At 30.6% G+C, this 14979-nt stretch carries 13 protein-coding genes; 5 read left to right on the forward strand and 8 right to left on the reverse strand.

Annotation, left to right across the window (positions count from 1 at the left end):
- Positions 1 to 3 precede the first annotated feature (3 nt).
- Genes rplT through ACTTAQ_RS03950 form a run of 5 tightly spaced genes read right to left on the reverse strand, consistent with a single transcriptional unit; the run spans position 4 to position 4213 of the window.
- A complete protein-coding gene (gene rplT / locus ACTTAQ_RS03930; protein ID WP_009359764.1) occupies positions 4 to 360 on the reverse strand; it encodes a 50S ribosomal protein L20 in 357 nt (118 codons plus the stop codon).
- Between the two features lies 1 nt (position 361).
- Complete coding sequence (gene rpmI, locus ACTTAQ_RS03935) at positions 362 to 568, reverse strand: 50S ribosomal protein L35 (RefSeq protein WP_009359763.1); 207 nt, start codon at positions 566 to 568, stop codon at positions 362 to 364.
- A gap of 51 nt (positions 569 to 619) precedes the next feature.
- A complete protein-coding gene (infC, locus tag ACTTAQ_RS03940; RefSeq protein ID WP_009359762.1) occupies positions 620 to 1123 on the reverse strand; it encodes a translation initiation factor IF-3 in 504 nt (167 codons plus the stop codon).
- Positions 1124 to 1148: 25 nt separating this feature from the next.
- Complete coding sequence (gene thrS / locus ACTTAQ_RS03945) at positions 1149 to 3062, reverse strand: threonine--tRNA ligase (protein WP_440695728.1); 1914 nt, start codon at positions 3060 to 3062, stop codon at positions 1149 to 1151.
- A gap of 11 nt (positions 3063 to 3073) precedes the next feature.
- Positions 3074 to 4213: a glycosyltransferase family 4 protein gene (locus ACTTAQ_RS03950; protein ID WP_440695730.1), complete on the reverse strand. Its 1140-nt coding sequence runs from the start codon at positions 4211 to 4213 to the stop codon at positions 3074 to 3076.
- A gap of 32 nt (positions 4214 to 4245) precedes the next feature.
- Between ACTTAQ_RS03950 and ACTTAQ_RS03955 the strand changes: the two genes are divergently transcribed.
- Complete coding sequence (locus ACTTAQ_RS03955) at positions 4246 to 5007, forward strand: alpha/beta hydrolase (RefSeq protein ID WP_440695732.1); 762 nt, start codon at positions 4246 to 4248, stop codon at positions 5005 to 5007.
- Here ACTTAQ_RS03955 and gltB read toward each other — a convergent pair.
- Together gltB and ACTTAQ_RS03965 are read right to left on the reverse strand one after the other, a co-directional pair.
- Complete coding sequence (gltB, locus tag ACTTAQ_RS03960) at positions 5000 to 9502, reverse strand: glutamate synthase large subunit (RefSeq protein WP_440695748.1); 4503 nt, start codon at positions 9500 to 9502, stop codon at positions 5000 to 5002. The two genes, ACTTAQ_RS03955 and gltB, sit on opposite strands and share 8 nt — an antisense overlap.
- Before the next feature lie 5 nt (positions 9503 to 9507).
- Entirely contained in the window at positions 9508 to 10947 is a 1440-nt protein-coding gene (locus ACTTAQ_RS03965) for an NAD(P)-dependent oxidoreductase (RefSeq protein WP_440695734.1), read from the reverse strand.
- Positions 10948 to 11161: 214 nt separating this feature from the next.
- On the opposite strand from ACTTAQ_RS03965, the gene ACTTAQ_RS03970 reads away from it, so the two are divergent.
- A complete protein-coding gene (locus tag ACTTAQ_RS03970) occupies positions 11162 to 11953 on the forward strand; it encodes an undecaprenyl-diphosphate phosphatase (protein WP_440695736.1) in 792 nt (263 codons plus the stop codon).
- Here ACTTAQ_RS03970 and ACTTAQ_RS03975 read toward each other — a convergent pair.
- Entirely contained in the window at positions 11950 to 12903 is a 954-nt protein-coding gene (locus tag ACTTAQ_RS03975) for a complex I NDUFA9 subunit family protein (RefSeq protein ID WP_440695738.1), read from the reverse strand. The two genes, ACTTAQ_RS03970 and ACTTAQ_RS03975, sit on opposite strands and share 4 nt — an antisense overlap.
- Positions 12904 to 12925: 22 nt before the next feature.
- Here ACTTAQ_RS03975 and ACTTAQ_RS03980 point away from each other — a divergent pair, with 22 nt between their 5' ends.
- The 3 genes from ACTTAQ_RS03980 to ACTTAQ_RS03990 form a co-directional block, all read left to right on the forward strand.
- Positions 12926 to 13546, forward strand: coding sequence for a ribonuclease D (locus tag ACTTAQ_RS03980; RefSeq protein WP_440695740.1), 621 nt, complete (start codon positions 12926 to 12928; stop codon positions 13544 to 13546).
- Position 13547: 1 nt separating this feature from the next.
- Positions 13548 to 14522 carry a KpsF/GutQ family sugar-phosphate isomerase gene (locus ACTTAQ_RS03985; protein WP_440695742.1) on the forward strand — a complete coding sequence of 325 codons (975 nt, stop codon included), beginning with the start codon at positions 13548 to 13550 and terminating at the stop codon, positions 14520 to 14522.
- On the forward strand, positions 14519 to 14979 hold a 461-nt coding region (locus ACTTAQ_RS03990; protein ID WP_440695744.1), incomplete at its 3' end, for a hypothetical protein. The genes ACTTAQ_RS03985 and ACTTAQ_RS03990, both read left to right, overlap by 4 nt.

The raw sequence follows: 14979 nt of genomic DNA on the forward strand, positions 1-14979 counted from the left end.
TATTTAATTTAAATGCGATTGTACCTTTTTTACAATAGATTTAAAAGTCTCTGGATTATTATAAGCGATATCTGCTAATACTTTTCTATCAATGTTAATTTTTGATTTTGTTAAACCATTTATGAATTTAGAATAAGTTAGACCTTCAGCTCTTACACCTGCATTTATTCTTTGAATCCATAGTGACCTAAAATTCCTTTTATTTCTTCTTCTGTCTCTGTAGGCATATTGCATAGCTTTCTCAACTGCTTGCTTAGCTACTCTTATTGTGTTTTTTCTTCTACCCCAATAACCTTTTGCAGCTTTTAAAACTTTTTTATGTTTTGCTTTACTTGTTTTCCCTCTTTTAACTCTTGCCATATTATCCTCTTAAACTGTTAGGCATATAAGATTTAATAATCTTTGCGTCCTGTTTTGATAAAACTGTAGTGCCTCTTAATTTTCTGATTTGTGAATTTGTTCTTTTGATCATTCCATGTCTTTTTCCAGCTTGAGCAGATTTTACTTTGCCCTTAGCTGTAATCTTAAATCTTTTTTTTGCAGAACTCTTAGTCTTTAGTTTGGCCATATCGAGGGTGGTTATACTAAAAAAAGGTGTAATGACAATAACAATAATAGCTTAATTTGGCTGAATAATCATGGTCATTTGTCTACCTTCCATCTTAGCCTTTTGCTCAACTTTTGAGATATCCTTTGTATCTTCAATAATTTTATCAACTAAATCATAAGCAGCTTTCATGTAATCCATTTCACGACCCTTAAAGCGAATTGTAAACTTAACTTTATCTCCTTTTGAAATAAATTTTTTAGCATTTTTCATTTTAAAGTCATAATCATGTTTGTCAGTGCTTGGTCTTAGTTTTAACTCCTTTAATGTAATAACTTTTTGCTTTTTCTTTGCTTGGCTAGCCTTTTTTTGAATTTCATATTTGTATTTTCCATAATCAATAATCTTACATACTGGAGGCTTTGCATTTGGAGCGACTTCAATTAAATCTAAGCCAACTTCCTTGGCACGATCTAAAGCTTCTCCAATCGGAACGACACCTATGTTATCGCCATCATCTGTGATAAGTTGCACTTCAGATGCTCGGATCTTGTTATTAACTCTTGGACCCTTCATTAATTAAAATAAGTAATATGATGCATTAAATAGATGGAGTATTAGACTCTAGTGACAAATTATTTACAGCTTCTTCAAGGCTAACTGTTTGTTGGTTTGTTTGTCCTAGTCTTCTTATAGTAATTGTATTATTTTGAACTTCTTTAGCGCCGCAGATCATTAAAACTGGAATTTTCGATACTGAATGTTCTCGAATTTTATAATTAATTTTTTCATTTCTATCATCAATAATAGACCTTAATCCTTTTTTTTCAAGTAACAACTTTACCTTGCTTGCATAATCGTTTTGTTCGTTGCTTATTGGTAATACGGCAACTTGTTCTGGTGACAACCAAAAAGGAAATTTTCCTGCATGATGCTCTATTAAAATTCCAATAAATCTCTCAAGAGATCCAAACATTGCTCTATGTAACATAACTGGTATTTTTTTTGATCCATCATTTGCAACATACGAAGCACCTAATCTTCCAGGAAGATTAAAATCAACTTGTAAAGTTCCACATTGCCAATCACGTCCGATTGCATCAATCAATACAAATTCAATTTTCGGACCATAAAAAGCGCCTTCGCCTTTATTAATTTCGTATTTTAATCCGCTGGCCTTAATTGCATCTAGTAAAGCTTTTTCACTTTTATCCCAAATTTTATCATCACCAACTCTTTTCTCAGGCCGATCTGAAAATTTAAGTTTCACATTTTCAAAACCGAATGATTTATAAATATCTAAAATTAAATTTGTTACTTTTAAAGACTCCTCAGTAATTTGTTCTTCAGTGCAAAATATATGAGCATCATCTTGAGTAAATGCCCTAACCCTCATTAATCCGTGTAACGCACCTGATGGTTCATATCGATGAACTTTTCCAAATTCAGATATTTTAAGTGGTAAATCTTTATAACTTTTTAATCCTTGATTAAAAACTTGAATATGACCTGGGCAATTCATTGGTTTTATTGCAAAAGTTTTTTCATCTGCATCTGTAGTATACATATGTTCTTGAAACTTTTCCCAATGGCCTGATTTTTCCCATAATGTTTTATCCAACATTTCTGGTGTATTAACTTCTAAATAACCTGCATCAGTTTGCTTATCTCTCATAAATTTCACTAGTGACTGAAACAGGCTCCATCCTTTTTGATGCCAAAAAACTGCACCAGGACTTTCTTCTTGAAAATGAAATAAATCTAATGCTTTTCCCAATTTTCTATGATCTCTTTTTTCAGCCTCTTCAATACGATGTAAATATTCATCAAGATCTTTCTTTGTTTTCCAGCATGTTCCATAAATTCTTTGAAGCATCTTATTATTAGAGTCTCCTCTCCAATAAGCTCCGGCAACTTTCATTAATTTAAAAGCTTTCCCTATCCTTCCAAGACTTGGTAAGTGTGGACCTCTACATAAATCATGCCAATCACCGTGGAAGTAAATTGACAATTCTTCTCCTTTAGGAATGCTCTCAATGATTTCAGCTTTATAATTTTCTCCAATTTTTTTAAAATGTTGTATTGCTTTATCTCTGTCCCAAACTTCTCTAGTCGTTTTAGGATCTTTATCTATGATCTCATTCATTTTTTTTTCAATTTTTTCTAAGTCGCTATCGCTAAAAGGTTCATCTCTTGCGAAATCATAATAAAAGCCGTTTTCAATCACTGGACCGATTGTTACTTGTGTACCTGGAAAAAGTTCTTGAACAGCCATTGCCATACAATGTGCAGAGTCATGACGAATTAAATCCAAGGCATAATCATCGTCCATTGTAATAATTTTAACTTTTGAGTCTTTGCTAATTTCAATTCCTAAATCTTTAAATTCACCATCAACTTCAACGACTAATGCTTTTTTTAATAATGATGGAGCAATATCTTTTGCGATCTGAGCGCCCGTTACTGCTGAATTATATTCTTTGATATTTCCATCTGGAAGAGTAATTGAAACCATATTTCTTATGACTAATAAACCAATGATTTATATATTTCTAGTGTTCTTGATACCATGAGCTCTCTTGTATAGTTTTCTTTAACATTTTTTCTACCCTGTCTCCCAATTAAATCGAGAACATTCTGCTCAGTTTTCATAATCATTTTAATTTTTCCTGCTAAATCTTCAGAATCATTGTTTTTAAACAACCAACCAGTTTTATTATTAATAACCGTTTCAAGCGAACCACCAATGTCACTGGCTAATACCGGTTTTTCCATAGATTGGGCCTCAACACTTATTCTTCCAAAGGCCTCGGGTTCTATTGAGCTTGATAAAACTAAATTAGAAATAGAATATGCAACTGGCATTTTATTTAAACCATGTGCAATTTTTAATTTATTTTCTAAATTATATTTTTTTACTAACTGCATTAATTCTTCTTTATATTGAATTCTTCCTTGATGTCCTCCAATGATTAATGAATATACGTTTTCTAACAAATTTTGATTATTTAAAATATTTAACGCTTCAATAAATAATTTTTGACCTTTCCAATATGTTAATCTACCAGGAAGTAAAATTATAAATTTTTCAACATTAATCTTCATTAAATCTTTTAATTTTTTAATTTCTTCTTCAGTAACATTTTTTTTTGAAAAGTATTTTTCGTCTATCCCTCTTTTGACTACAGAAGATTTTGCCTTAACTTGATAATTTGTATGAATATGGTTCAAGATAAACTCTGATCCTGCAATGACATGATCTGATTTTACCATAATTGAATTATAAAATTTTTTTAGTTTTGATTTAAAGTTATATGTTCCATGAAAAGTGGTAACAAATTTAACATTGGCTAATTTTGAGGCAAAATATGCAGACCATGCTGGTGCACGACTTCTTGCGTGAACAATATTTATTTTGTGAATTTTGATTTTTAAAAAAATATAAAAAATATTTAAAATAATAAAAAAAAGATTTTTATTAATTGGCCATTTAAATATTTTAATTTTGTTACGATCAATGAGATCTAATAATTTACCGCCACTTGTTAAAATTGCTGAAAAACCCCCTTGTTTTGAAATATGATCTGCTACATGTAAGCAGCCTGTTTCGGCTCCACCGATATCCATATTCGGTATGATTTGAAGTAACCTTATATTTGCGCTCATTTAAAAGATTTTATAACTATATCTTGATTAAAATGAAAAACAAAAAAAATTATTTTTTAACGTCAAATAAACAATCTGTTCATTTCACCTTTTTAAAAGCCAAAAGTAAAATTGGGGTATTATTTCTTCATGGTCTGATGTCGGATATTTCTGGAAAGAAAGTAAAATTCATAAAATCATTATGCAAAAAAAATAATTTAAACTTTTTAGCATTTGATTTTTCTGGTCATGGCAAATCTTCTGGTATTTTTGAAAAGCAAGGAATTCATGATTGGATCTTAGAGGCTAAGGAAATCGCAAGCTTAATACTTAAAAATAAAAAAATAATCATTATTGGTTCATCATGTGGAGGATGGGTTGGTGCCAAACTTATATGGAAACTCAAAAATATAATTGGTTTTATAGGAATTTCAGCTGCTCCTGATTTTACAAAATACTTAATGTGGAATACTTTTTCAAAAAAAGCAAAGCAGATCATCAGCTCTGGAAAAATTTATAAACTGAAAAGTGATTATGATAGTTATTATCCAATAGGTAAGTCTTTGATCGAAGGTGGTAAAAAAAATTTAATTTTACATTTGAAAAAAAATTGTAATTTTCCTTTAAGGTTTTTTCACGGATTAAAAGATAGAGTAGTTCCAATAGAATACTCCTACAAGTTATCTAAAACTTTATATTCAAAAGATAGTTTAATCTTGTTACAAGAAAAAGGTGACCATAGCCTTTCGTCATCATATGATCTTAAAAGAATAGGAAAAGAGTTGATTAAAATTGCTAAATCTAAAATTAACTAGCTTTTTGTTTTAAAGGTTTATTAGTTATTGGATTATCTAGTTTATCTAACATTTCTAAAGGACATACTTGAATAAAATGATTAATATTTACATCCCACTCAAATAAAATTTTTTGAGAATATTTTGACTTAGTAAATTTAGCATGTTGCTCAACTAAATTTTTTAAATAACTTTTCCAATAATCAGTCTCTACTTTATTAAATGTAACACTATTTGGATTTATTAAATTTTCTAGTTTAGAATCTGGATCAAAAACAAAAGCCATTCCACCTGTCATACCTGCTGCAAAGTTATCTCCAACGTCCCCTAAAAATACTGTTGTACCACCCGTCATATACTCACAACCGTTGGTGCCACAGCCTTCAACTACTGAAGTTGCACCTGAATTTCTTACAGCAAATCTTTCACCAGCTTGTCCTGAAGCAAATAACTTTCCACTTGTTGCACCATACAAAACTGTATTGCCTATAATCGTATTTTTCTCTGTTTCAATTTCTGTAACTCGAGCTGGTCTAACGATAATTGTCCCACCAGAAAGACCTTTTCCAACATAGTCATTACAGTCACCAATAACTTCAAGATTTATACCTTTAACTATAAAAGCTCCTAATGATTGTCCAGCTGAACCTCTTAGTTTAATGTTAATTTGATTCTCATTAAATGATTTGTCTTTAAAGTCTGTAACTAAAGTTGAAGATAGTCTAGCCCCTACAGTTCGGTCTGTATTTTTAATATTATAACTTAACTCAACATTCTGACCACTTTGAATCAATGGCAATAAATCACTAATAATTTTTTCATCAAGTGTATTTGGAACTTCATTTCTAATTTTGTCTTTACAGTACCTTGGGTTATCACCTGGATCAGCTTGAACTAAAAGAGGATTAAAATCTAAATCATCTAAATTAGATGATCCTTTAGAAATTTGAGTTAATAAATCTGTTCTTCCTATAACTTCATTTAAAGATTTAAATCCTAGCTCAGCTAAAATTTCTCTGACCTCTTCAGCAACAAATGTAAATAAATTAACTACTTTTTCTGGTGTACCTACAAACTTATCTCTTAAATCCTCTCTTTGAGTACATATTCCAACTGGGCATGTATCTGAGTGGCATTGTCTAACCATAATACATCCCATGGCTATCAAACTGGTTGTTGCTATGCCAAACTCATCAGCACCCATCATTGCCGCCATTACAACATCTCTTCCAGTTTTAATGCTTCCATCTGTTCTTAATACAACTTTATGTCTCAAATTATTCATTGTTAAAATTTGATTTGTTTCCGTTAAACCCATTTCCCATGGTAAACCTACATACTTCACGCTGGTTTGTGGTGTTGCCCCTGACCCACCGTTATGGCCACTAATTAAAATTATATCTGCTTTAGCTTTTGCTACTCCAGCTGCTACCGTTCCTACACCAGTTGAAGCAACTAACTTTACTCCAACTCTAGCTTTTGGATTAATTTGTTTAAGGTCATAAATTAATTGAGCCAGATCTTCGATAGAATAAATATCATGATGAGGAGGAGGTGAAACTAAAGTTACTCCAGGAGTTGAATGTCTTAATTTTGAAATATATTTTGAAACTTTAAAACCTGGTAGCTGCCCACCTTCACCTGGCTTTGCACCTTGTGCAACTTTAATTTCAATTTCATTACAATGATTTAAATATTTTGCTGTAACACCAAATCTTCCTGATGCAACTTGCTTTACTCTTGAGTTTGCATTGTCTCCATTTGCTCTAGGTACAAATCGCTCTTCATCCTCACCGCCTTCTCCGCTACAAGAAGCGCCGCCTATTCTGTTCATCGCAATAGCTAAAGTCTCATGAGCTTCTTTTGATAAGGCGCCCATTGACATACTTCCTGTTCCAAATCTTTTTCTAATTTCAGTAACAGACTCAACTTCTTCTAAGGATATTGATTTTTTCTTAGATTTAAATCCTAACAAATCTCTCAAATGAATTGGTGGCAAATCATGAATTAACTTCGAATATTTCTTGTAAGTATCAAAAGAATCATTTGTAACCGCGCTTTGTAGCAAATGCATTGTCTTGGCTTGATAGCCGTGTGTTTCACCACCATGACGATACTTATAAATACCGCCAATTGGTAAAGAAATTATATTTTCTCTAAATGCTTTTTCGTGATGTTTTTTGATCATGTTTTCAATACCTAAAATTCCGATACCCGAAATTCTAGACTCAAGACCTGGAAAGTATTCAGAAACTAATGAACGGCTTAATCCTAATGATTGAAAATTGAGTCCTCCACGATATGAACTAATAACTGAAATTCCCATCTTGGACATGATCTTTAACAAACCATCATTAATAGCTTTTACATACCTTTGAACACATTCATCAAAACTTAATTTTCCAAATAAACCTTTTTCAAATCTTTGATAAATTGAGTCTATTGTTAAATAAGGATTAACAGTAGTAGCACCTGCTCCAATCAAAACTGCAAAATAATGTGTGTCTAAACATTCGGATGATTTTACGTGAATAGAAACAAACTTTCTGATTCCTAAATTTGTTAAATAAGATTGCACTGCTCCTTGAGCTAAAATCACTGGTATAGAAATTCTATTTTTAGATACATTTTCATCACTTATAACTAAGTGTTTTGCTCCGCCTCTTACAAACTCCTCTGCTTCAGATCTAATTCTATCTAATTGATTTTTTAAATTATTTTTTTCATTAATTTCATATGTTAAATCGATAGTTTTTATTTCCTTTTCAAATGTATCATTTAACTTTTTAAACTGAGTATTTGTTAAAACTGGACTCTCAAGTAAATAACTTTTTTGTTTTGTTAATTTATCATCTAGAATATTCTCTAAATTACCAAGTCTTGTATTAAGTGACATTACCCTATTTTCTCTAAGAGAATCTATTGGAGGGTTAGTAACTTGACTAAAGTTTTGTCTGAAAAAATGAGATAACGGTCTGTACTTGCTTGATAAAACTGCAATAGGTGTGTCATCCCCCATGGACCCAACTGCTTCTTTTGAGTCTTCAATCATTGGATGAAGAATAATTTCCAAATCCTCTATACTTAAACCTGAAAGAAATTGTCTTTGTCTCAGTTCTTGACCTTCGTAGATATTTTTTTCTTTTAAATTTTTAAAACTTTTTGTTAATTCAATATGATTAGAGGCAAACTCTTTATAAACAGGATTTGATGCTAAATGATCTTTTGTTTTTTTATCATTAAAATATTTTCCTTTATCTAAATCCAAAGAAATCATTTGGCCTGGACCAACTCTTCCTCTGTATTGAATATTGTCTTCAGCAACATGGACCATTCCAGTTTCTGAACCAGCAAACAACATTTTATCTTTAGTGATTGTATAACGAAGAGGTCTTAAACCATTTCTATCAGAAGCGGCAACAATCCAACGGCCATCAAAAGCAGCAACTGCCGCTGGGCCATCCCATGGTTCAATAACTGAATTCAAATAGTTATACATATCTCGGTGTAATTTAGATATTATTTTACTTTTTTTAGACCAGGCTTCAGGGATCAACATCATTTTAGCAATTGGAAGGTCTCTACCTCCTCTTACTAACAATTCAAATGCTGCATCTAGCGAGGCGGTGTCAGAATTATTAGCTTTGATAATTGGTTTTATATCTTCAATATTTTCAAAAAGATTACTATCCATGCCAGCCTCATGTGTTTTCATCCAATTAACATTCCCTTTTAAAGTATTGATCTCACCGTTATGAGCAATGACCCTAAATGGCTGGGCAAGTTCCCATGAGGGAAAGGTATTTGTTGAAAATCTTTGGTGAAAAATTGCAAAACGAGAGGTAAATCTTTGGTCTAATAAATCTGGATAAAAATCAGCGATATTTTCAGCCAAAAACATTCCTTTATAAATAACTGACTTTGAACTTAACGAACAAATATAAAAGTCGTTTAGCTGTTCCTTCGCAGCGCTATTTTCAATTTTTTTTCTAATTGTAAAAAGTTTTCTTTCTAAGTCTTGAAAATCTTGTTTATTTTCACACGCAAAAATAATTTGTTCAATTTCAGGTCTTGTGTCATTAGCTTTTTGACCTAAAACTTTTGGATTTACAGGGACCTGCCTCCATCCAAAAATGTAAAAATCATTGTTTAAAAGTTCTTGCTCAATAAGTGTTCTGCATCTTTCTTGAGCTGAATAGTTAGTTCTTGGTAAAAAAACCATACCTAGGCAAATTTCTTGATCTTCACTTACATCGTGCCCTGTAACATTAATTTGTTCCTTGAAAAAATCTCTACTAAATTCAATATGAATTCCAGCTCCATCTCCAGTTTTGCCATCAGCGTCAACCGCACCTCTGTGCCAAACTGCCTTTAAAGCTTCTATTCCATTTTCAACAACTTCACGCTTTTGTTTTCCAGTCATAGAAGCTACAAAGCCAACACCACAAGCGTCGTGATCTTCTATTTTTACGTTTGATGCTTCTAATCTGTTTTTATTTGATAAATAATTTTCAATAGTCACTATGCCGCCTTATTCTTTTTCTTTTGTGAAATTGATTTTAAATATTCACTTATTCCTACTGCTGCATCTCTTCCGTCTCTAATTGCCCAAACTACTAAAGACGCACCACGTACAATATCTCCTGCAGCAAAAACTCCTTTAATATTTGTTTTTAATGTTTTTAAATCTGTTTTAATTGTACCCCATTTAGTAACTTCTAAATCAGGTTCGCCAAACAATTTTGGTATTTCTTCAGGCTCAAAACCAAGAGCTTCAATGACTAAATCTGCATCAAGTGACTCTTCCGCTCCATCTATAATTTTTGGCGATTGTCTACCAGATGAATCTGGTTCACCAAGTCTCATCTTGTTAATTGTAACTTTTTCTACGTTATCTTTTCCTTCAAATAATTTTGGACTCGATAACCAAATAAAGTTAACTCCCTCTTCTTCAGCATTAGCAACTTCTCTAGCAGACCCTGGCATATTAGCTTTATCTCTTCTATATAAGCACGAAACGGATTTTGCTTTTTGTCTAACTGCGGTTCTAACACAATCCATTGCTGTATCACCACCACCTACTACAATAACATTTTTTCCTTCAGCATTAAGTGTTCCATTATCAAAATCTTTTACTTCATCACCCAAACCTTTTTTATTTGATGCTGTTAAAAACTCCATTGCAGGGAAAATATTTTTTAGATTTGATCCAGGAGTTTCAATTTGTCTTGCTTTATAAACTCCAGTTGCAATCAAGATGGCATCATGTTTTTCTTTTAATTCTTTTAACGTAGAGTCTTTACCAACTTCAAAATTATTAATAATTTTTATATTGCTATCTTTTAAAAGTTTTGTTCTTCTCAAAACTACTGATTTATCTAATTTAAAATTTGGAATACCATAAATAAGTAACCCACCAGCTCGATCATATCGATCGTAAATCGTCACTTGATAACCTTCTTTTCTTAACTCCATGGCAGCAGCAATACCCGCTGGTCCTGCTCCAATTATTCCAACAGATTGCTTTATTTCATTTAACGGCTTTATTGGTTCAACCCAACCATTTTCCCATGCTGTATTAGTTATAAATTTTTCTACTGCACCAATTGTTACCGTGCCATGTCCTGACTGTTCTATAACACAGTTACCTTCACATAAACGATCTTGAGGGCATATACTGCCGCAAACTTCTGGCATTGAATTAGTAGCTGATGAAATTTCATAAGCATCTTTTAATCTTCCCTCTGCAGTCAATTTTAACCAATCTGGTATATTGTTTTGTAAAGGACAGTGAACCTGGCAGAAAGGTGTACCACACTGGGAACATCTGCTAGCCTGATCCTTTGCTTTATGATCAATAAACTCTTTGTATATTTCTAAAAAATTTTCTCTTCTTTCGCCTACCTCTATTTTTTCAGGCGTTTCTCTTTTCAGATCTACAAATTTTAACATTTTCGACATGAGGCAAGGTTCTTATAATATATAAATCGCTATGTCATTGTATTTTAGTAAATATTTATTTACTAAAAAATATACAAAATATAACAATAATATTAAAAATCTGTAAGAAAATAGTCAATTTTAACAAAAACTTAATATTTTCAGAGAATCGTTAAAAATCATAGCTAGTTTTTTTGGTTCTAAATTTATAGCATTAAATGCTAAATGATAATAATTGAAAATCATAGTGAGTTTTTCAATTTATTTTCCTCTAATAGCTTTAGCAATAATTCAGGGAATAACCGAATGGTTACCCATTTCTTCTAGTGGAATTTTAGTTTTTTTAGAACAACTTATAAATCTGGAAGATAAAAATCTTAATCTTTTATTTAACATATCAGTTCATGCAGGCTCTCTAATTGCAATAATATTTTATTTTAAAAAAGAAATTTTCAATATATTAAAAAATTTAAAGCTTTTACATAATATAATAATTGCAACTATTCCGGTTGTTTTGTTTGGTTTAATAGTTAAAGTTTTAAATTTAAATATTTTCCTTCAAGATATAAAAGTTGTAGCGTTTGCTACAGTTTTTTTTTCAATTATTTTGTACCTTTCAGATAAAACTAAAGTTTCGCAATACTATGAACAAAACATACCAAATAAAAATGCATTCTATATTGGTTTAGCGCAAGTGCTTGCATTAATACCTGGCACAAGTAGATCGGGCATCACTATAACATGCGCAAGATACTTAGGGTACTCTAGGACTCATGCAGCAAAGTTTTCATTTATAATATCTATACCTGTATTATTGGCGGCTACAACTTTAGGAGTAGGAGATGCAATAGTAAACTTTGACCCTAAAATTATAAATATTTTATTAATTGGCTTTTCTTTTTCACTGATTGCTTCGCTTTTAAGTATTAAGGTGTTTCTATCTTTTGTTGAAAAAAATAACTTAACACTATTTGTGGTTCTAAGACTTATCTTAGGAGCTGGGCTTTTATTCTATTCTTTTTCTTAAGAAGAAAACTGTCCCTCTGGTCTAAATCGATATAAATAATTTGGAATAATTTTTCTTATACCCTCGAGATCAACTATAAGATCTTTTAACGTTTTATTAATATTGGTTGCTATATTATCACCAGATTCTAAAGTTTTTATTTGATCCAGTGTTAGCATAGGTTTTGGTGCTAACTGTAAAATTCTACCTTGTATTCTCCCTGCCCAGGATGGTATTGGAATAATAATATTTTTTGCTCTTATTTCATTTGATATAATTTTAACAAGCTCTTCCAAGGTAAATATTTCATCTCCAACAAATTCAAAAGTTTCTTTTTTAATTTCTTCGTCAATAATTTTTTCAATACCTTTTGCAATATCTCCAACGTAAACAGGTTGAAATTTTACATTTGAATTTGCCAGAGGAATAATTGGAAATAGTTTTGCTAATTTGGCAAACATATTTGTAAAATCATTCTTACCACCTCCGTAAACTACTGACGGTTTAATTATAGTATAGTTTTCTAAATTTTCTTTAATAAACTCTTCAGCTTTAAATTTACTTTCTAGATATTTTGACTCTGTACCACTCTTTACTCCAAGACTCGAAAAATGAATAAAATGTTTTATCGTGTTTTGTTTTTTAATTACCTCAACTAGATTAGTTACAAAATCAGTATGTATTTTTTGAAAAGTATTCTGGCCTTTTTCATACAAAATACCAACCAAGTTAATACAAATGTTTGTGTCCTTTATAAATGTCTCAATTTGATCTTTTGCATTTATATTAACTTTGTGCAGTGATATTTGACCTGGGTCACCACATGATGATTTTAATTCAATAACATCCTCATCATAGGGATTACGAGTTGCAATTTTAATTTCAAAGCCTTTATTTGCTAAAATTTTAACAATAGAACTTCCAATGAAGCCAGCGCCACCAAAAAAACTAATTTTTTTTATAGGTTTCATGTATACAATTAATAATTGAATTATGAAAAATTATAAATTTTATCTATCTGATATAGACGCCGATACAAGCTTAAAAAATGCCTCAAGCATAGCCGTAGACGGTGAATTCAGTGGGTTAGACCCCAAGACTGATAGACTTCAACTTCTTCAGCTCTGCGATGGGTCAGATTTCGTTCATCTAATTAAATTTGAAAAAAATTATAATGCTCCAAACCTAAAAGAAATTTTAGAGAATAATAAAATAAAAAAAATATTTCATTTTGGTCGAGCTGATTTGGGTTTTCTTAAGCAGCACCTGAATATTAATGTTGCCAATATTTTTGATACAAAAATAGCTTCCAAAATTTCCCGGAAGTTTTCTTCACGTCACGGTTATAAAGATTTATGTCGTGATCTTATAAATATTAATTTATCAAAAGAATATCAAACTTCTGATTGGGGTAGGTCAATTGAAGAATATAGTGAAGATCAAATTACTTATGCATGTAAAGATGTATTATATCTTCATAGAATAAAAAATGAATTAGAAAAAATTTTAAAAAGAGAAAATAAACTGGAATTAGCAGAAAAATGTTTTAGTTTTTTAGAAACGAGAACATCCTTAGATCTTGCTGGTTTAACGATAGATATATTTGAGCATTAGTATGAAATCTGAAAAACAAATTTTAAATTTTGGTAAAAAATTAATTAAAGAGGAAGTTAGTGCTCTAACTAAAGTTCAAAAGAGACTAAATATCAATTTTTCAAAAGCAGTTAATTTAATTAACAATACAAAAGGAAATATTGTCTTTTCAGGCGTTGGAAAATCAAAACTAATACTAGAAAAAACTTGTGGTACATTCAGTAGTTTAGGCATCTCAAGCTACGTGCTTGATGCAAATCAGGCGACACACGGATCTCTCGGCAATTTAAAAAATAATGACACTTTAATCATTGCATCAAACAGCGGAAATACAAGTGAACTTATGGCAATTCTTAAATTTGCAAAAAAGTATAAAATCAAGATTTTGGGAATTTCTTCAAATTCAAAATCTCAGTTATTTAAAAACTCAGATATTAATATCGTATATCCAAAAGTAAAAGAAATTGGTGACAATAATTTTAAACTTGTTCCAACTTCCTCAACTACTGTGCTTTCTTCAATTGGAGATGCACTGGCAATTTCTGTTGCAAAATTAAGAGGTTTTAAAATTAAAGAATTCGGAGAAACACACCCTAGTGGTTCTATAGGTAAAGCATTAACTCCAATTAAAGACCTTTTGATTACTGGAAAAAATATTCCTTTCGTTAATAGCAAATGCTCATTTTCAAAAATACTGTCTGTTCTAGCCTCAAAAAGACTAGGTTGTGTTTTAATAAAAAATAATAAATCTAAAAAAATATCTATTATTACTGATGGAGATTGCTCTAGAGCAGTAGCAAAATATAAAAATTTAAGTTTGATAAAAGCTGATGATATAATGACTAAAAACCCGAGTTTTGTAAATGAAACGATTTTAGCTACAGAAGCTTTATCAAAAATGAATAGGAAAAGAATAACAGTACTTTTGGTAAAAAATAAAAATAAATTCAAAGGGTTAGTAAGTATTCATACTATTCTGGAATTTTTGGAAAAATGATATCAATCAAAAAAAAAGCAAATATTTTTCTAATCTTTGCAATTTTATTTTTTTTTCTTTTTTATGGTTATTATATTTTTCAGAATAAAGGCACAATTAAAATTGAAGATACCAAAAATATATCACTCTCAAAAAACTCTTCTGACTCAAGTTTTGGAACAACTAAGTTTACAGATGTTGAGTACAAAATATCTTCTCAAAATAAACATGAGTATATTACAAAAGGAAATGAAGCATTTATAACTAAAAGTAAGCCTAATTTAATTCAATTAAATATTGTCAATAGCTTTACGACACTTAAGGACGGTTCTGTCTTAAATATAAAATCAGACAAAGCCATTTATAATAAAAAAACAAATAATATTAAATATTATCAAAATGTGGTTATGACCAACAAAAATAAAATAATCACTTCAGATGTTGCCAATTTTTTTTCAAATAAAAATTTGATTAAATT

Origin of the sequence: Candidatus Pelagibacter sp. HIMB109 (assembly GCF_052048155.1) — a bacterium.
In the GTDB taxonomy this organism is placed as follows: Bacteria; Pseudomonadota; Alphaproteobacteria; order Pelagibacterales; family Pelagibacteraceae; genus HIMB114.